Origin of the sequence: Methylacidimicrobium tartarophylax, from assembly GCF_902143375.2 — a bacterium.
In the GTDB taxonomy this organism is placed as follows: Bacteria; Verrucomicrobiota; Verrucomicrobiia; order Methylacidiphilales; family Methylacidiphilaceae; genus Methylacidimicrobium; species Methylacidimicrobium tartarophylax.
The window spans coordinates 1-17,299 of record NZ_CABFVA020000068.1; the positions used below are offsets into that span (position 1 = coordinate 1).

At 61.5% G+C, this 17,299-nt stretch carries 16 protein-coding genes; 10 read left to right on the plus strand and 6 right to left on the minus strand.

Translation table 11 applies throughout. The features are described from left to right. Positions 1–77: 77 nt before the first annotated feature. The 3 genes from MAMT_RS06175 to moeB all read right to left on the minus strand — a co-directional run bounded on the left by MAMT_RS06175 (position 78) and on the right by moeB (position 2,216). Complete coding sequence (locus tag MAMT_RS06175; protein ID WP_142660117.1) at positions 78–587, minus strand: DUF2017 family protein; 510 nt, start codon at positions 585–587, stop codon at positions 78–80. Further along, positions 584–928, minus strand: a complete 345-nt coding sequence (clpS, locus tag MAMT_RS06180) for an ATP-dependent Clp protease adapter ClpS (protein ID WP_342799825.1) — start codon at positions 926–928, stop codon at positions 584–586. The genes MAMT_RS06175 and clpS overlap by 4 nt, the downstream gene beginning before the upstream one ends. Positions 929–1,040: 112 nt before the next feature. After that, positions 1,041–2,216: a molybdopterin-synthase adenylyltransferase MoeB gene (moeB, locus tag MAMT_RS06185; RefSeq protein ID WP_142660118.1), complete on the minus strand. Its 1,176-nt coding sequence runs from the start codon at positions 2,214–2,216 to the stop codon at positions 1,041–1,043. 47 nt (positions 2,217–2,263) lie between these two features. Here moeB and MAMT_RS06190 point away from each other — a divergent pair, with 47 nt between their 5' ends. From MAMT_RS06190 to MAMT_RS06205, 4 genes are all read left to right on the plus strand, one after another. After that, a complete protein-coding gene (locus MAMT_RS06190) occupies positions 2,264–3,487 on the plus strand; it encodes an HRDC domain-containing protein (RefSeq protein WP_142660119.1) in 1,224 nt (407 codons plus the stop codon). A 105-nt stretch (positions 3,488–3,592) separates the two neighbouring features. Then, a complete protein-coding gene (locus MAMT_RS06195) occupies positions 3,593–4,360 on the plus strand; it encodes a YebC/PmpR family DNA-binding transcriptional regulator (RefSeq protein WP_142660120.1) in 768 nt (255 codons plus the stop codon). 7 nt (positions 4,361–4,367) lie between these two features. Next, a complete protein-coding gene (gene alaS, locus MAMT_RS06200) occupies positions 4,368–7,097 on the plus strand; it encodes an alanine--tRNA ligase (protein WP_142660121.1) in 2,730 nt (909 codons plus the stop codon). Positions 7,098–7,109: 12 nt separating this feature from the next. Continuing rightward, the gene (locus MAMT_RS06205; RefSeq protein ID WP_142660122.1) at positions 7,110–7,322 is read left to right on the plus strand and encodes a DUF2905 domain-containing protein; all 213 of its coding nucleotides are present in this window, start codon (positions 7,110–7,112) and stop codon (positions 7,320–7,322) included. A 63-nt stretch (positions 7,323–7,385) separates the two neighbouring features. Here MAMT_RS06205 and MAMT_RS06210 read toward each other — a convergent pair whose 3' ends face one another. Continuing rightward, entirely contained in the window at positions 7,386–7,928 is a 543-nt protein-coding gene (locus tag MAMT_RS06210; protein ID WP_246186564.1) for a c-type cytochrome, read from the minus strand. A gap of 115 nt (positions 7,929–8,043) precedes the next feature. Beyond that, complete coding sequence (gene pdxH / locus MAMT_RS06215) at positions 8,044–8,688, minus strand: pyridoxamine 5'-phosphate oxidase (RefSeq protein WP_142660123.1); 645 nt, start codon at positions 8,686–8,688, stop codon at positions 8,044–8,046. A 121-nt stretch (positions 8,689–8,809) separates the two neighbouring features. On the opposite strand from pdxH, the gene MAMT_RS06220 reads away from it, so the two are divergent. Both MAMT_RS06220 and MAMT_RS06225 read left to right on the plus strand, forming a co-directional pair. Then, positions 8,810–10,270 (plus strand): TonB-dependent receptor, encoded by a 1,461-nt coding sequence (locus MAMT_RS06220; RefSeq protein ID WP_142660124.1) that lies wholly within the window; start codon positions 8,810–8,812, stop codon positions 10,268–10,270. A gap of 66 nt (positions 10,271–10,336) precedes the next feature. Beyond that, entirely contained in the window at positions 10,337–11,362 is a 1,026-nt protein-coding gene (locus tag MAMT_RS06225; RefSeq protein WP_246186565.1) for an N-acetylmuramoyl-L-alanine amidase-like domain-containing protein, read from the plus strand. Here the strand turns inward: MAMT_RS06225 and bioD are convergent. Continuing rightward, on the minus strand, positions 11,359–12,030 hold the full coding sequence (gene bioD, locus MAMT_RS06230) for a dethiobiotin synthase (protein WP_142660125.1): 672 nt from the start codon (positions 12,028–12,030) through the stop codon (positions 11,359–11,361). The genes MAMT_RS06225 and bioD overlap by 4 nt on opposite strands. An 89-nt stretch (positions 12,031–12,119) precedes the next feature. On the opposite strand from bioD, the gene MAMT_RS06235 reads away from it, so the two are divergent. The 4 genes from MAMT_RS06235 to ftsH all read left to right on the plus strand — a co-directional run bounded on the left by MAMT_RS06235 (position 12,120) and on the right by ftsH (position 16,464). Next, complete coding sequence (locus tag MAMT_RS06235; protein ID WP_142660126.1) at positions 12,120–12,395, plus strand: ferredoxin; 276 nt, start codon at positions 12,120–12,122, stop codon at positions 12,393–12,395. 162 nt (positions 12,396–12,557) lie between these two features. Beyond that, complete coding sequence (locus tag MAMT_RS06240) at positions 12,558–13,544, plus strand: RluA family pseudouridine synthase (RefSeq protein WP_142660127.1); 987 nt, start codon at positions 12,558–12,560, stop codon at positions 13,542–13,544. Then, positions 13,528–14,403 (plus strand): uracil-DNA glycosylase, encoded by an 876-nt coding sequence (locus MAMT_RS06245; RefSeq protein ID WP_142660128.1) that lies wholly within the window; start codon positions 13,528–13,530, stop codon positions 14,401–14,403. The genes MAMT_RS06240 and MAMT_RS06245 overlap by 17 nt, the downstream gene beginning before the upstream one ends. A 105-nt stretch (positions 14,404–14,508) precedes the next feature. Further along, the gene (ftsH, locus tag MAMT_RS06250; protein ID WP_246186566.1) at positions 14,509–16,464 is read left to right on the plus strand and encodes an ATP-dependent zinc metalloprotease FtsH; all 1,956 of its coding nucleotides are present in this window, start codon (positions 14,509–14,511) and stop codon (positions 16,462–16,464) included. Positions 16,465–17,299 lie beyond the last annotated feature (835 nt).

The following is a 17,299-nucleotide window of genomic DNA, read 5'->3' on the forward strand; positions in this document are numbered from 1 at the left end:
GGAGGGGAAACCAAGTCCCAACGCAGCAGACAGGTCCATTTCGCAAGCCGTAGGAGAACGCTTGTGAGACATGCAGGCTAGTCTTCCAGAAAAGAGGAGACGCAGCTTTCCTGGAGATAGGCGAGGAAATGAATCTCCCAGAGCGCTCTTTGGAGATCGCGCGATCGGACGGTGAGAGGGTTCCAATCCATTTGCTCCTCGGTAATCCCCTGGGTGATCGCGAGCGTGAGCCTCCGGTCGTTCAGCATGGAAAGGAATTCGTCGACTTCTCCCTGGCTCAACCTCAAAGAGGCTTGAGCAGGATTTTGGAGTGGGCTATCCGGTGCAAGCCACGTCTTGAGAAGGGCAAGCCGCTCCGGGCGCCAACCGAGGCGCTCCGCTTCCAACTCCTCGGCTGCGCCGGGGATCTCCTCGTCCTCCTCCCCGCGGCTCACCGTTCCCCGCCAATGCCGCTGCAACGCTTCCGGGAGTTGAGAGACGTCGGTCTGGTAGTGCTTGCGCAACTCAAGGAGAGAAGAGAGGAGAATCTCTCTCTCCGCCGCCTCGAAGCGAAAAACGATGTCGTTTTGGTTCCGTGCAACTTTCACTCGTGCTCCATGGTCGCTTGGAGGCCAAACCGCTGCAATTGATGAACGAGAAACTCGGCGCGCTCCCGTGTTTCCTGGGCGACGCGGCTCTTCCCCTTCTGATGGACCTCCATCATATGGCGAGTGGCTTCCTGCTTGCTCATCTTGAGCACTCGTTGAAAGACGTAGACCACGTAGCTCATGAGGTTGACTGGATCATTCCAGACGATCACTGCCCAGTGACGCTCAAACGCATCACGAACCTTTTCATCAACGACTTCCTCGTGGATCGTTTCCGGGACCGCCAACTGCTCCATGACATCCGCCGCTTTCCCTGTTTCGGAGATCAGTGTTCTAAACAAAATCAGCATTATACTTGACCCCATGGCGCCCACAAGAACACAAGCGGAGCCTTTTTTTCACCTCGCCGAGGAACTCTCCTGAACCACCCGTTCTTCCCTTAGCCTGAATGTGTTAGTAACGGGGTACGGAAGGATCGATCTCCAGGCTCCATGCCTCGATGCCTCCCGCAAGGTTTTGCACCTTTCGGAAGCCCGAGTCGAAGAGAAGCCGACAGGCCTTCGCGGAGCGAGGGCCGAGCTTGCAGAAGAGAACGATTTCTCGAGCACTATCGAGCTCGTGAATGCGCTGGTGGAATTGGGAAAGTGGAATCACCTTCGCCCCCGGGATCTGGGCAATCGCGACTTCGTGCGGCTCCCGCACGTCGATGAGATCAAACGCGGCCTCCCCATCCAACCTCCGCTTGAGTTCCTGCACCGTGATCTCAGGCACGTCGTCCACGGCAGTCGGGGCACCAATCCCGCAAAAGACCTCGTAATCCACCAGTTCGCGGATCTCCGGCTTGCTTCCACAGATCGGACAGGCGGGATCCTTTCGCAGGCGGAATTGCCGAAACTCCATGCCGAGGGCGTCGAAAAGGAGCAGTCGGCCGATCAAGGGATCTCCCAATCCGAGGATGAGTTTTACGGTTTCGATGGCTTGCACCATCCCGATGAGGCCCGGCAAAACGCCCAGCACCCCCCCTTCGGCACAACTCGGGACCATGCCGGGATCGGGAGGCTCCGGATAGAGACACCGGTAACACGGACCGCGTTCCGCCCAGAAGACCGTCGCCTGTCCTTCGAAGCGGAAGATGCTCCCGTAGACGTTCGGCTTTCCCAAGAGCACGCAGGCATCGTTGACCAAGTAGCGGGTGGGGAAGTTGTCCGTGCCGTCGACGATGACGTCGTAATCCCGGAGGATTTCCAGGGCATTTTCCGATCGGAGAGCCGTCTGGTAGGGAACGACCTCGACGTTGGGATTGAGTTCCTGGATGGCTTCGATGGCCGATTCAATTTTCGGCTTGCCGATGTTGCGGGTCTTATGAAGCACCTGCCGCTGCAGGTTCGACTCATCAACGGTATCGAAATCAACAATCCCCAGCCGGCCGACTCCCGCCGCCGCGAGATACAAGAGTAAGGGCGAACCCAACCCTCCCGTCCCCACCGCGAGCACCCGCGCCGACTTGAGCCTTTTTTGCCCTTCCAACGTGACTTCCGGCATGATGAGATGGCGGCCGTAGCGCCGGATCTCTTCGTGAGAAAAACCGGCAGTCGGAAAAATCTTGTTCACTCGCGGTAAATAGCTCATCGAATCGCTCTCCTACCCTCTTCCGTTCCGGGCTCTTGGGCATCAGAATGGTACAAATTCCACCCACCCTGAATGTTGCGGAGATCCCAGGCTTGCGAAAGAAAAAGTTTACTTATCTACTGCTTGCGATGATTCTTCGCAAGCTCCGCCTTGGGAAGCCCGAGGGGCACTCCAAGACTGCAGGCCCGGCCGCACCCTGGATCGATTCCGATGCGGAACTTCCCTCCTTTTTAAAAAACCTTCAGCCGGGCCGGGCCATTGCCCTCGACGCCGAAGCGGCCGCCTTTCATCATTATCAGGCCAAGCTCTGTGTCCTCTCGATTCAACAGGGAGAGACGGTCGCCGTCCTCGATAGCCTCGCTCTGCGCCCGACTTCGCTCTGGGAACGCTTGGCTCGCTCGCCCTGGATCCTCCATGGAATGGACTTCGACCGGAGGCTGCTGCGCGGCGCGGGAGCGCTCGATCCTCCCGCCATTTTCGACACGATGATTGCCGCCCAGCTTTGCGGCTTTCCCGCCATCGGCTACGCGGCCCTGGTCGAGCGCTTTTTCGGGGTTGTGCTGGTCAAGGAGAGCCAAAAGGCCGATTGGGCCCGGCGCCCCCTCTCCCCTGCGATGCTCGACTACGCGGCTCAGGACGTTTGCTACCTGGAAGCCCTCCAAGAGCGCCTGACTGATGAACTGGATCGACTGGGCAGGCTTCGTTGGCACCAGGAGAGCTGCGCGCGGCTCCTGCGCAAGACGGGGGAGCCTGCCACGGAAAAGGAGGGGGCTTGGCGGATTCGCGGCTGGCGCGAGCTCCCTCCCAAGGCGCTCCCCTTCCTTCTCGCCCTTTGGGAATGGAGGGAAGAGGAGGCCGAGCGCCGCGACCTTGCTCCCTTCCGCCTAGTTCCTCCGGACCTACTGCTGCGCATGGCGGCCTGGGCCGCGACCCACAAGGAGAACGTCCCAGCAAAATGGCTTCCTCGCCACCTGGGTGAAAAGGACCGCTCCCGGCTCGCGGCCGCGCTCGCTCGCGCAAAGGGATCGCCCGCGGATCTCCTTCCCGCCGCCAAGCCCAGGCTCAAGCTGAGCTCCGAAGCGGCTCGTCGTCTGGAAGAGCTCAACCAGGCGCGCAGCCGGCTCGCCGCCCGTTTGGGCATGGAAGCCGGACTGCTGGCCGCCAAGTCCATCCTCTTGGAGCTGGCCCTAGATCCCCAAGGCGCACCGGAGCGTCTGCTGGCGGAAGGGCGCTGGTGCCGCTGGCAGCAGGAACTCTTCGCCAACCGCTGAGGGATGCGGCCCCGCACGGACCGGAAAAACACCACTTCTCCCAAGCTTGCAAAGGTTTGACTTTCCGGCTGCTCCGCCTCCAATTGTAACAGGAAGGGAGAGAAGATGGCGGGACATAGCCACTGGGCAAAGGTTCGGCACCAGAAAGGGGTGACCGACGCGCGGAAAGGGAAGCTCTTCAGCAAGCTGGTGCGGGAAATTGCTCTGGCCGCCAAGCTGGGCGGGGGAGATACGGGATTCAATCCGCGCTTGCGGCGCGCGGTCGAAACCGCCAAGGCGGACGGGGTCTCCTCGGAAAGCATCACGAGGGCGATTCAGCGCGGAACGGGCGAAGTCGCCGGAGTGGCCTACGAAGAGATTCTTTACGAGGGATATGCTCCCGGCGGCGTTGCGGTCCTGGTCGAGGCGGCGACCGATAACCGCAACCGGACGGCAGCCGAGATTCGCAGTCTTTTCGCCCGCCACGGGGGAAACCTGGCCGGGGCCGGCAGTGTCTCTTGGCTCTTCCTGCGCAAGGGGGTCATCCACGTCGACGCAGACAAGGCATCATTCGATCACCTCTTCGAGGTGGCTCTGGAAGCATTGGCGGACGACGTTCAGCCCTCGGAAGGGTCGATCGAAATTCTCTCTTCGCCCGACCGGCTGGAAGGAGTCGTCAAAAGCTTGGAGGCGGCCGACATTCCCGTCGAGTCGGCGGCGCTCGCCTATCTCCCCCAGAACGTCGTCTCGCTCAAGGATGAGGAGAGCGCCCGGTCCCTCCTTCGGCTGCTCGATGCCCTGGAGGAGCACGACGATGTCCAGCATGTTTTCGCCAACTTCGAGATGGCCCCTGAGATGATGGCGCAGGCGGAAGCGGCGGTCCCGGGGAGATAAAGACGCCGTGACCTCGTCGGAAATTCGCGAGAGCTTTCTCCGCTTCTTTCGGGAACGCGGCCATACGATCGTCCCTTCGGCGCCGCTGTTGCCCGCTTCCCCAAATCTGCTCTTCACCAATGCGGGGATGAACCAGTTCGTGCCGATCTTCCTCGGCCAGAGCCTCTGCCCCTACTCTCCGCCGCGTGCCGCCGACACGCAAAAGTGCATCCGTGCGGGAGGAAAACACAATGATCTGGAAGAAGTGGGCTTCGACACCTCCCATCACACCTTCTTTGAAATGTTGGGCAACTGGTCCTTCGGAGACTATTTCAAGAAGGAGGCCATCGGATGGGCCTGGGAGTTGCTCACGAACGGGTGGGGCTTTCCACCGGCCCGTCTCTATGCGACCGTTTACGAACCTGCCCACGGCGAGCCGGGCGAATTCGATATCGAATCCTGCGAAGCCTGGTCCGCTCTTTTTGCCGGCGCCGGCTGCGATCCGGACATCCACGTCGCCAAATTCGGGAAACCGGACAATTTTTGGATGATGGGGGAAACCGGACCCTGCGGCCCCTGCTCCGAAGTTCATGTCGATCTGACGCCCGAAGGCCAAAGCCGCGGGCGGCTCCTCAACCGAAACGACCCACGCTGCCTGGAGGTCTGGAACCTCGTCTTCATCCAGTACGATGCTCGGGGCGACGGCTCCCTCTCCCTCTTGCCCGCTCGCCATGTGGACACGGGAATGGGGCTGGAGCGGATCGCTTCGATCCTGCAAGGCACGCGCGGCTTTCGCGACTTTTCCCAAAGGATCTCCAACTACGACACCGATCTTTTCCGCCCTCTCCTTCTGGTTTTGGAAAAGCTCTCCGGCCTCCCATACAAAGGAGCGCTCCCCGAGCCCGGCGGACGGGGAGAGCAGAGCGACGTTGCCTTTCGTGTCATCGTCGACCATTTTCGGGCCCTCGCCTTTGCGATCGCCGACGGCATCCTTCCCAGCAATGTCGGACGGGGCTATGTCCTACGCCGGATCCTCCGGAGGGCGAGCCGTTTCGGCCGCACCCTCGGCCTTCGCCCCCCCTTCCTTCCTGAACTTCTTCCCCCCTTGACCTCGACGATGGGGGAAGCTTTCCCCGAGCTGGTCGAGCAAGAGTCCCGGATTGCCACGGTTCTCGCCACGGAGGAGACGCTCTTTGCCCACACCTTGGAGCGGGGGCTCTCCCTCTTCGAAGATCTGGCCCGAGATGCCGCCAGGCGGGAGAGCCGGGAAATCTCCGGCGAAGAAGCCTTCCTGCTCTACGACACCTACGGCTTTCCTCTCGATCTTACCGAGCTCATGGCGCGCGAACAGGGACTCCGCATTGACACGCGGGGCTTCGAGGAAAGCATGGAAAAGCAGCGCAGCCGCTCCGCAGCGGCGCGCGAAGACGATCTCTTGAGCGTGGCGGCACAGAGCGATTTTGTCGGCTACGAAGAATTGGAGGCGGAGGGGGAGGTCGTTCTTTTGCTAGCCGGAAATCGCGCCGTCTTCGACCGCACCCCGTTTTATGCCGAGATGGGAGGCCAAGTCGGCGACTCCGGCACGATCGAGCATGAAGGCCGCCGTCTGCCGGTGGTCGACACTACCCGTTCCGCCAGCGGAGCCCATCTGCATCGGTTAAGTGAAGTCGATCGGCTGGTGCCCGGCTGCCGTGTCGTCTTGCGCGTCGACCGTGAGCGCCGGAAAAGGACTGCCGCTCATCACACCGCGACCCATCTTCTCCAATGGGCCCTTCGTGAGGTACTGGGTCCGCAAACGATCCAACGAGGCAGCTACGTCGGCCCCGATCGTCTCCGGTTCGACTTTACCCATACAGGACCGCTCTCGCCCGGGCAGATCTCCCGCGTGGAACAGCTTGTGCAAGAACGCATCGTCGAAGATGAGCCCGTGAGCTGGGAAGAGCACCGCTACGCGGAGGTGAGAAACGATCCACGGATCCTCCAGTTCTTCGGGGAAAAATACGGGGAGCACGTTCGCGTCGTCTCGATCGGAGACTGCTCCCGAGAGCTCTGCGGCGGAACCCACATCCGCCATACAGGCGAGATCGGATTTTGGAAGATTCTCTCCGAGACCGGGGTTGCGGCCGGAATCCGCCGGATCGAGGCCGCCGGAGGAGTAGCGCTTCTCGACTTCCTTCGCGAGCAGGCAGCCATCCAGGAGCGCGCGTGGGAAAGCCTCCATCGGAAAGAACCCGGAATTCCGCCGCTCGCTCCCTTTTCTGCGGAGCTCATCCCCGCTGCGGCGGCCAAGAGGTTGGAGGAGCGCCGCGAGCTCCTCCAGTCGCTCGAAGGGAGGATTCGCCAAACGGAGAAGCAGGCGGCAAAGAAAGCGGAAGACGCCTTGCGGGCGCGCGCCCGACGAGATGCGGCATCCGCCGCGAGCGCTGCGGAGCGCTGTGGCTCTCTCCCGGCGCTGGTCTTGGACTGCGGATCGGTTCCCGCAAGCTATCTTCCCCTTCTCTGGCAGGCAATCCAGGGCCAGTGGGAAGGCGTCGCCGTCCTCGCCTCCCGCGATCCTCAGCGTGCGGCCTTCCTGATCGGCGTTTCTCGGACCTACCGCGCCCGGGTGAACGCCGCCCGGCTTCTCCAGGAAATCCTCTTGCCCGTCTCGGGCAAGGGGGGCGGGCGCCCGGAACTCGCCCAAGGGGGAAGTGCGCGGCCGGAGAGTATTCCGGCGGCTCTGGGACATGCCAAGGAGCTTCTTCGCGCCGCCGGCTAGGAGACTCTCCCCGTGCAGCAGATCGGTCGGCTTCTCTTGATCACAGGCCTTCTCCTGGCGGGCATCGGCCTCCTGCTCAGCCTCGGGATCGGAACCAAGTGGATCGGGAGGCTCCCGGGAGACATCCGGTTCGAAAAGGGCGACGTACGCTTCTTCCTTCCGATCACCACCTGCCTGCTCGCAAGTCTCCTCCTCAGCGCGATCCTCTGGCTCTTCCGCCGGTAAGCCGATTTGCCGGAGAGATCACGCCGAGGGGGAAGAAGTCCGTCCGCTCAGCGAGACTGCCGGTTACGGCTTGATATCTTCGTCCGCGATCGCCGTCAGGTCGGCTTCGCTCAAGGGGGAAGTCCTCTGGGCATATTCGGCCCGGGCGGCCTTCACCTGCTCGGGGGTGACAGGAGTCCCCTTGTTGCCCCACGCCTGCCGCACATAGGTCAAGATCGACGCGATCTTGTCATCGGAAAGGATGGCCTTCCAAGGCTGCATCGGGCCGTTGTACTGCGCCCCGTTAACGGTGATCGGACCCTGCAAACCGTTGAGAACGATCGCCACCGCCCGCTTGGAGCCGCCTGCGGTCATGGGAGAGCCGGCCAAAGGAGGATAGACGGCCGGAATCCCGGTGCCGGTCGGTTGATGGCAGGCGGCGCAGTTCATCATGTAGAGCTGCTCGCCCCGCTTCGCGTCCTGCGAAAAGGCGGCCAGCGGCGCAAGTGAGAGCGCCACGCCCAGGATCCCAGCCCAGCGGGTTCGGCGGATGGCGCTGCCACGGACTGCTTCCAGGGAAGAAAAGGACGTGTGAGAACCAAGCCCGGTGCACAAAAATGTCTTCATCGTAACTCACTGAGTGATCCGTTCCTGACGGTCTTTGTCAATCTTAAAGCGCTGCATATCTCTCTGCGCCGCGGTTGGTTCTTTTGGCCGACCGGGATTCCGGGCTCTCCCACCCCTACGGCGCAAGCCGCTCCACTCTCCATCCGTTTCCTGGCACGCGCACATAGTGGAAGCGGTCATGGAGTCGACTGCTTCGCCCCTGCCAAAACTCGACTTCCTCGGGGATCAGACGATACCCGCCCCAATGAGGAGGCAGAGGGATATTGCTCGAGCCAAAGCGCTCCTGCATCTGGCGTAGGCGGTTTTCCAGGAAGGCGCGCTCGGCCGGGATCGGCTCGCTTTGTGGAGAAGCCCAGGCGGAGAGGCGGCTCAAAACGGGCCGACTCTCGAAATAGGCGGCGGACTCTTCGAGCGATGTCTTTTCTACGATGCCCCGGGCGCACACCTGCCGCATCAACGCGGGCCAAAAGCAGGAGAAGGCAGCCTGGGGGTTTTCCGAGAGGTCTCGCCCTTTGCGGCTTCCATAATTGGTAAAAAAGAGAAAACTCCTCTCGTCGATTGCCTTGAGCAGGACCATGCGGCTCCGCACCCTCCCTTCCCGGGAAGAGGTCGCCAGGGCGACCGCCGTCGGATCCCCCGCCTCTATGCGTTGCGCCTCCTGGTACCAGGAAAAAAATTGCCGCAGCGGATCGGTGTCAAGCTGCTCGAGCGAAAGAGGCGGACCTGCGAACTCTTTGCCTGAACCCTCCAGATAGATCATGCGTTTCTTGCTCTCCTATCTTCTCTTCCGATCTTCCGCCGAGGGGAGACCCTAACTGGAGATCCCTCGACTTCGCAAGAAAGGGTTGTGGATCGATGCCAAGATTGGTTCACTGCTCATCGTGCCCAACCGCATTCTAACTTCCCATGAGAAAGCGCTTGAGACCAATCTAGATCAGAAGATCTATGGCACGATTGCGGAAATCGGCGGCGGACAAGAGGTAGCGCGCTGGTTCTTCACCGTGGGCGGGGCGGCCGGGACCGTGGCGAAGTCAATGTCCGCCTATGACATGACCTTCAGCGACGCCATTTACGGCCCAACGGAACGGTATGTCTCCCGGGATCGGCTCGTGGCCATGCTCGACCACGAATATGATCTTCTCTTAGAGCGACTGAGTCAAAAGCGGGGAGACGAGACCCGCTTCTTCGTCTTTGCAGACACGGTTGCCATTCGAGGGTTTCAACCCCGGAGCGAATGCCACGGCTGGCTGGGGGTGCGGTTTCAGCACGAGCCCTTGGCTAAGCCGAGCGAGGTGATTCTTCACATCCGGCTCCTGGATAAAGAGCGAGTGCGGCAGCAGGAGGCACTAGGAATCGTTGGCGTAAACTTACTATATAGCATTTGCTATTTATGGGCAGACCCCTACCGTCTTCTCGAATCCCTGTTGGACAACCTCGATTCTGCGCGCCTGGAAATTGACCTGGTTTGCGCACGAGGGCCCGCATTCGAACAGTGCGACAATCGCCTCTTGAACCTCCACCTCATCGTGCTCGGCATGTCACGGGTGATTCTCTTCGATCCGACAGGGCAGCCGCGCCAGCCGGGCGAGCTCCTTCGCCGGAAATCGATGCTGATCGAACGGGGCGAGTTCGCTCCGGTCACCCGCATGCACATGGATATGCTTCAGCTTGCGCGAGAGAAATTCCTTCAAGATCCCTCAATCGAGCGCTTCGCCAAGATTGAGCTGCTGGAGATCACCACCAAGAACCTCCTCTTGCCCGATGGCAAGATTAACTCACGCGACTTTCTCCAGCGCGTCGACCTCCTCTGCACGATCGGCTACCATGTCCTGATTTCCAACTACGCCGAATTTTACGAAATCAGCGCGTACCTGGCCCGCTATGCGGAAGGTCTGGTCGGGGTCGTGCTCGGGATTCCCCTTTTGGAACAACTCTTCAGCGAACGCTACTACTCGTATGTCGAAGGCGGCATCCTCGAAGCAATGGGCCGCCTCTTCAAGAAGAACGTGAAGCTCTACGTCTATCCAACCCGAAAGCGATCGGATGGAGGGCTCCGCACGGTGGAACAGCTCGCCTTGGAGGGCCCGCTCGGCCATCTCTATGCCTACTTGCAGGAAACGGGTCGGATCGAAACCCTCTCCCCCCGCAATCCTCCGGACGCTAGCTTCTCGCCGCGACAGGTAGGTGCTCTCATCCGGTCGGGTGATCCCGCTTGGGAGAGTTATGTGCCGGTCCGGGCGGCCCAGCTGATTCGGGAAAAAGGGCTCTTCGGCTATGAAAAAAACCCCTTGGGGGCAGCGGCAAGCCAAGCTTCCAAGGGAGAGCCGACGACCCTCACCTGAATTGGGCGCTCCGGATTTGCGCAAAGCTCTTTTGTTCGTTCGAGCGATAACATATTCTCGCTTCGCATGGTGAGACGACCGGTCCTGATTCCCTTGCTTCTTCTATCGGTAACTCTCCCGGGCTTTTTCGACCGTGCAAGCGGTGACTCGCACTCCGACTCCACGCTGCGGACTCTCCCGCCCTCCATCGTCTTCCGAGGGAAGCCGATCTTCACGCGGCTGGTCGCCGAGGCGGAGCGGGAAGGCTGGCGGGAGATGCCGATTGGCCAGCGCACGGCACGAATCGGCGTAGCGCTGGTTGGAACCCCGTACAAGAACTGGACCTTAGAGATCGACGATCACATCGAGGCGCCCTCCGTCGACCTGGACGAGATGGATTGCTGGACTTTTTTTGAGATTTCCCTCGGGTTTGCCCGGATGTTGCGGGAAAAAACGGGTGACTATCAACCGGATGACCTTCTCCGCATGATCGAAATCGATCGCTACCGGGGAGGCCGGTGCGACGGAACCTACTACTCCCGCCTCCACCATCTGGAGGATTGGATTCGCGACAACGCCCGCCGCGACTTGGTCATCGATCTGACCCGCCGGCTCGGCGGAGTCCCAATGACCGGCCACTCCCTCCACTACATGGGTGAGCACTGGGAAGAGTTCCGCTACCTTCGCCACAACCCCGATCTCATTCCCCGCTTTCAGGCATTGGAGAAAAAGATCTCGGCGCAACCCGTCTACTACATCCCGAAGGGACGTGTGGCTTCGATCGAGCCTCGCCTGCAAAATGGAGACATCATCTGCATCGCCAGCACTTGGCCCGGCACCTTCACTTCACACGTCGGCTTGGCCTATCGAGACTCCGGTGGCGTGCTCCACTTCCTCCATGCCACCTCGATCCAGGCGGAACGACGCGTTGTGATCGGCCCCAGGCTCAGCGATTATCTCTCCTCCCATCCGAAGGCGGCGGGCATCCTCGTTGCTCGGCCCCTCGATCTTCCTCAGGCTGATTCCCTGGCCCCACGCTCCAAGTCAGCGGAAAAGAGTTCCAAGGGAACCAGGACGTCTCCCGCCACAGCCCCTGTGGAGGATGCCGGCTAATCCGATTCGCTGCGCGATCCGGGCAAGAGCCAGGGTGGCGGACAATCCCTCAGCTCAGACGCCTCTCGAAAGCTCGCCACGGAAACCCCCACATGGCGGCGCAGACAGGCGGCCGTTTGTGCGCGCGTTCTTGCCGACGGCTCGGAAAAGCCGTTCAGGAGGATCCCAAGAGGAGTCAGGCCGGCGGCTCGAATGCTTTCCACCGTGAGCAGGGCATGATTCAATACCCCGAGTCGGCAGAGCGCGACCACGATCACGGGAAGACCGAGGGCGGCGGCGAGATCGCTCACCGTTTCCGTACGGGTCAACGGCGTCTTCCAACCCCCTACCCCTTCCACGATCGCGCAGGAAAACTTCCACAGCAGGGGCCGCACCCGCGCTGCGACTTCCTCGAGATTCAGCGTCCGGCCCTCTTCTTCTGCGGCAATCGCTGGAGCCGCTGGACAGCGAAAGAAAAATGGATTGATTGCAGAAAGAGGCATTTCGGTTCCCGCCCCCGCTTGCAGACGGAGAGCATCGTCCTGCGAGCCTGTCGCAATGGGCTTGAGGCCGACGGGCCGCCAACCTAGGCGCCGCCAGGCTTCCAGGAGCGCAGCGCCGCAGACGGTCTTGCCGACATCGGTGCCCGTGCCGGAAAGGAAAAGATGGAATCGTTTTTCCGGTTGCAAATATCGAGGTGCTCCGTAAGCTTACTCGATCCCTCCGGAAGGCGGTGGGAGGTGATCATTCTGAAAAGCAAAACGAAACGCAAGAAAATATGGCAGATCTCACCAATCGGTATCCGGACAACGTTTTCGGAAAATTCTACGTAGACTCCCAGTGCATCGACTGCGATCTCTGTCGGGAGACTGCGCCCTCGAACTTCAAGAGGAATGACGACGGCGGACATTCGTTCGTTTACAAGCAGCCCTCGACCCCGGAAGAAGAGGAGCAGTGCTGCGAGGCCAAGGAAGGCTGTCCGGTAGAAGCAATCGGAGATGATGGGGAAGCTGCAGAGGTCGCTGCCCAAGCATCGGAAGTCCGACAAGGCTAACGCTTACTCTAAAGCAGTAGGCGGTGGTCCTCCGCCAAGCGCGGGGGAGTGAGTTGTTTTGCGGCGGTGAGGCTCCGGCCTAGTTAGCTGTGCGGGTTCGCATGAGTCGCAAAGTTTGGACCCGAGGCTTGGGGGAGAGGCAGGTTGATCTCTTTGGCACCAATGGGTGAGTTCCCAAGCCAGAGGGGTCGGCAGAAAGCCCTCGACGGCGCTTCGCAGACGCAGGAGACGCGGAAGATCCTCCGCCCGAAGGCACCGGGAGAAAGACTCGACCGGTATCTCGCCGTTTCCCTCGGGCTGTCGCGCACATCGGTGCAGCAACGGCTCCTCTCGTCGGCCGTCCAGATCAAAGGCATTCTCGGGACTCCCGCCGCCTCCTATCGCCTCCGCGGAGGAGAAGAGATCGAAATCGATCTTTCAGTGCGGACGTCTGCTCTGGAGCCGCCCCTTCCGGCGCCAGAGTCGATTCCGCTCGTGATTCTCCACGAGGACGACGATCTACTTCTGATCGACAAGCCTTGGGACCTTGTTGTGCATCCGGCCTTCGGCCACCGGACCGGAACACTCGTCAATGCCCTGCTCGGCTATCTCCCAAGGTTGCCTGGAGCCCACACCATTCGGCCGGGCATCGTCCATCGCCTCGACCGAGAAACCAGTGGCCTGCTGATCGTGGCGAAAACCGAAGCGGCTCGAGCGAGCCTGCTCGACCAGTTCGCCTCGCGAACCGTCGAAAAGGGCTACGAGGCGGTCGTTAGGGGAGCGTTTCCGCGAACCCCCGTCTCCTGTGCCCGAAATGTGGGACGCGATCCTCGGAATCGTCGGAAGATGGCGGCTCTCTCCCTAGGTGGACGAAGCGCACTCACCGAGTTCTCGCTGATGAAGCAGCATCGCAGTGCCGCCCTTGTCCAATGCCGACCGCAGACCGGACGAATGCACCAGATTCGGGTCCATCTCGCCTTCCTCGGCCACTCGGTCGTCGGCGATCCGCTCTACGGAGGGAACCGACAGCCGGAGAGTTCCCGTCTCCTCCTTCACGCGCGATCCCTGGCCTTTGTCCATCCCCGCTCCGGACAGCGGGTCCGCTTCGAAAGCCCACTTCCCAAAGAATTCTTCACTTGGCTCGAGAGGAACGATGCCCAAAGACCCTGAACGCTTGCGCGCGACTCTCCTCGCCTACGTGGAGGCTTTGCGCTGCACCGGCCGCCAGTCCGTTCGCCTCCGGTCCGGCTGGCGCAGAGGGCTCTCATCGCTCTTCCTTCCGATCCAGGGGGCCGTTTCCCGGCCTCTTTCCGTCGTCCAGGCCCCGCTTCCGAAGGAGAACCAGCCATCCCTGGAGTCGATCGCAACGCCTCCTTCCGTCCCGCCCGAGCCAACCGATCGGCCGGAACGCGCGCGCCGGCTCGAAGCACTCCGTCAAACGACGGCGGGATGTCGCCGCTGCCCCCATCTCGCCGCCTTCCGTTCGCAAGTCGTCTTCGGCGTAGGGAATCCCCATGCCCGACTGCTCTTCACCGGCGAAGCTCCGGGAGCCGAGGAAGACCGGCAGGGAGAGCCTTTCGTCGGGCCCGCCGGCAAGCTCTTGACCCGCATGATCCAAGCGATGGGGCTCCAGAGGGAGGATGTCTACATCGCGAACATTCTCAAGTGCCGGCCCGACCTTCCCCCAGGGACTCCGGGCAACCGAAAGCCGGCTCCGGAAGAGATGGATACCTGCCTGCCCTATCTGCGCGAGCAGATCAGCATCATTCGTCCGGAAATCATCGTCGCTTTGGGAGCGACCGCTCTCGAGGGATTGACGGGCCTGCGCAAGGGAATCAGCGCCCTGCGGGGGACCTTCCTCGATTTTCAGGGAACTCCGCTTCTTCCAACCTTCCATCCCAGCTACCTCCTTCATAAACCCGACCTGCGGCTCAAGCGGCAGGTTTGGGAAGACCTTCTCCTGGTCATGGAGCGGCTGAACCTTCCCATCAGCGAGCGCCAACGCGGCTTTTTCCTGACCAAGAGCTAACTAGCCTGTCTTTTTTCGGAGCCCCCGGCGGACAGGGCATGGAGACCAGATCCTCCGCATCTTTTTTCTTCGACAAACGAGGCTGGGAACGAAAAGCTTGCTATCGTGAGGAACTCTGCGGTGCCGGGAAAGCCGTTCTCTCCGCAGAAAAAGAATGGCCCGGGGAAAAAGCGGCCTGAGGGCTTTTTCGACTCTCCTTGGCAGCTCCTTCTGCAAGTCTTGATAGCCCTCCTGCTGGTCTGGCTCTGGCAGGAGAGCGTGCAGCGGACGACCGTCACGACGATTCCCTACAGCTCCTTTCTTGACAAGCTCGCCAAGAAGGAGATCGTCGAATGCACCATTACTCCGGAGGAAATCCAGGGCAAGATGCTGGTGTTCCCTCCCGCAAAGACGGTCTCCTCTCCCGGGAAGAAGGAGGGGGAAGCCAAACCAGGAGTAACGCCCGCCCTCTTCCGAACCGTCCGGGTCGAGGATCCCAATCTTGTCTCCCAACTGCAGAGCGCACACACGACCTACTCGAGCGTGCGTCCCAGTCTCCTCTCCCAACTCATCTTTTCATGGATTCTTCCCATTGGAATCTTCTTCCTCATTTGGGTCGGCCTGAGCCGTTGGATGACACGCGGCGCGGGCTACTCCCTGCTCAACGTGGGAAAGAGTCGGGCTCGCCTCGTAGCGGAGGAGGGCACCGGGGTCAGTTTCGAGGATGTCGCCGGCTGCCAGGAAGCGAAGGTCGAGCTTCAGGAAGTCGTTGATTTTCTCAAGAGTCCCGACCGGTACCGGGCGCTTGGCGCCAAGATCCCCAAAGGGGTTCTCTTGATCGGGCCCCCGGGCACAGGAAAAACGCTTTTGGCGCGCGCCGTCGCTGGAGAAGCCAAGGTCGCCTTTTTCTCCCTGAGTGGGAGCGAATTTGTCGAGATGTTCGTGGGCGTCGGCGCTTCCCGGGTGCGCGACCTCTTTGTTCAAGCGAAGGGCCGTTCCCCCTGCATCATCTTCATCGATGAGCTCGATGCCATCGGCCGACAGCGAGGAGTGAGGATCGCGATGGGTCATGACGAACAGGAGCAGACCCTCAACCAGTTGCTCGTCGAGATGGATGGCTTCGATCCGAACGAGGGGATCATCCTGCTGGCAGCGACCAATCGGCCTGACATCCTCGACCGGGCGCTTCTCCGTCCGGGCCGCTTTGATCGGCACGTCCTCGTCGACCTCCCCGATGCGCAGGGACGGGAGGCCATTCTCAAGGTCCACGCCCGAGGGAAGCCGCTCTCACCGGACTCCAACCTTCAGGAGATCGCTCACGCCACCTCCGGCATGTCCGGAGCCGACCTCGCTAACCTCATGAACGAGGCGGCCCTCCTGGCCGCGCGCCGAAAAGCGCAGCAGGTCGAACAGGCCGATCTGCTCGAAGCACTGGAAAAAGTGGTCGCGGGCCCCGAGCGCCGCAGCCTCCAACTCGCCGAAGCAGAGAAGCATCGGGTCGCCTATCACGAGGTGGGCCATGCACTGGTTGCAGTGGCGACCCCGGGGGCGGATCCCGTCCGAAAAATCAGCATCATCCCGCGCGGTCGCGGCGCCCTTGGTTACACCCTCCAGCTTCCTCCGGCCCAACAATACCTGTTCACTCGCACCCAGCTCCTTGCCAAGATCCGTTGCGCAATGGGTGGAAGAGCGGCGGAAGAGATTATTTTCGGCGAGGTCAGCACGGGATCCGAAAATGATCTGGAGGTAGCAACCACCCTCGCCCGGCAGATGGTCTGCCTCTACGGCATGAGCAAATCGGTCGGTCTCTCCCATCTCATTCCAAGCCGGCCCAGCTTGACAGAGATTCCCGGGGTCAATGGTCACCTCGAATACAGCGGAGAAACCGCCCGACTGGTCGACGTCGAAGTGCAGCGCCTCCTGGAGCAGGCCTACGAGGAAGCCAAGGCCATTCTGCAAAGAGAGCGCAAGACGCTTGAGGGAGTTACCTCCGAGTTGCTTAAGAAAGAAACGCTAGACGCCACTGAGTTCTTGACGCTCTTGCCGGAATCCGCAAAGCAACCGTTAGCTGCTCCGCAATAGTGTGTTAACACTACTTTGCATTTCCGATTGACCAACCGGGCATCCACGCCGTATTTTGCTCACCCAGATGAGTTCCCTACCGCCAGGGCATGACGCTGGACATCTGGCCCCTTCCCAAAGAGAACCCGAGGCTTCGCCCGCTGCAGAAACAGAGGCCCCTCCGCAAAATGGTTATCCAGAGCAGCCGCCTCCCCCTGAGGCGCAGTCGAACGCCCCGGAAGGGATGAATTCGCCAAGCTGGCGACCGCCGTTCTTTTTGCGCCAGAATCCAGGGGCGTCCGCCTCTGGGGAAATGGCCCCTCCCCAGTCATCTCCCCTTCCCCAGGGTGCCTACGCCTCCTTTTCCTACCCGCAGCCGCGTCCCGCGCCGGCCAACCCGCCTCCAGCGCATGCTCCCTCATACTCTTGGCGACATCCGACGCACGCCCCGCAGGGTTATGCGTCCGACCTGTCCTCTCCTGCCAACGGCTCGGGCCAGCCCAACTCCTACTCTCCTCCACCCCAACCGCAGGCCCATACAGATCCCCAGCCCCCTGCGCAGTGGAGCCAGCCGCCGCCGCCCGCACCCGCTCAACCGTATCGTCCTGCCCCGCCCCAACAAAATCCGGCTCCGCAGGGTTATCCGTCCTATCCCTCTTACGGCTCGGGCCAGCCCAATTCCTACCCTCCTCCGCCCCAACCGCAGGCCCGTACAGCTCCCCAGCCTCCTGCGCAGCGGAGCCAGCCGCCGCCGTCCGCACCCGCTCAACCGTATCGTCCTGCCCCGCCCCAAGAAAATCCGGCTCCGCAGGGTCCGGAGGGCTATCCGTCCTCGCCTGCCAACGGCTCGGGCCAG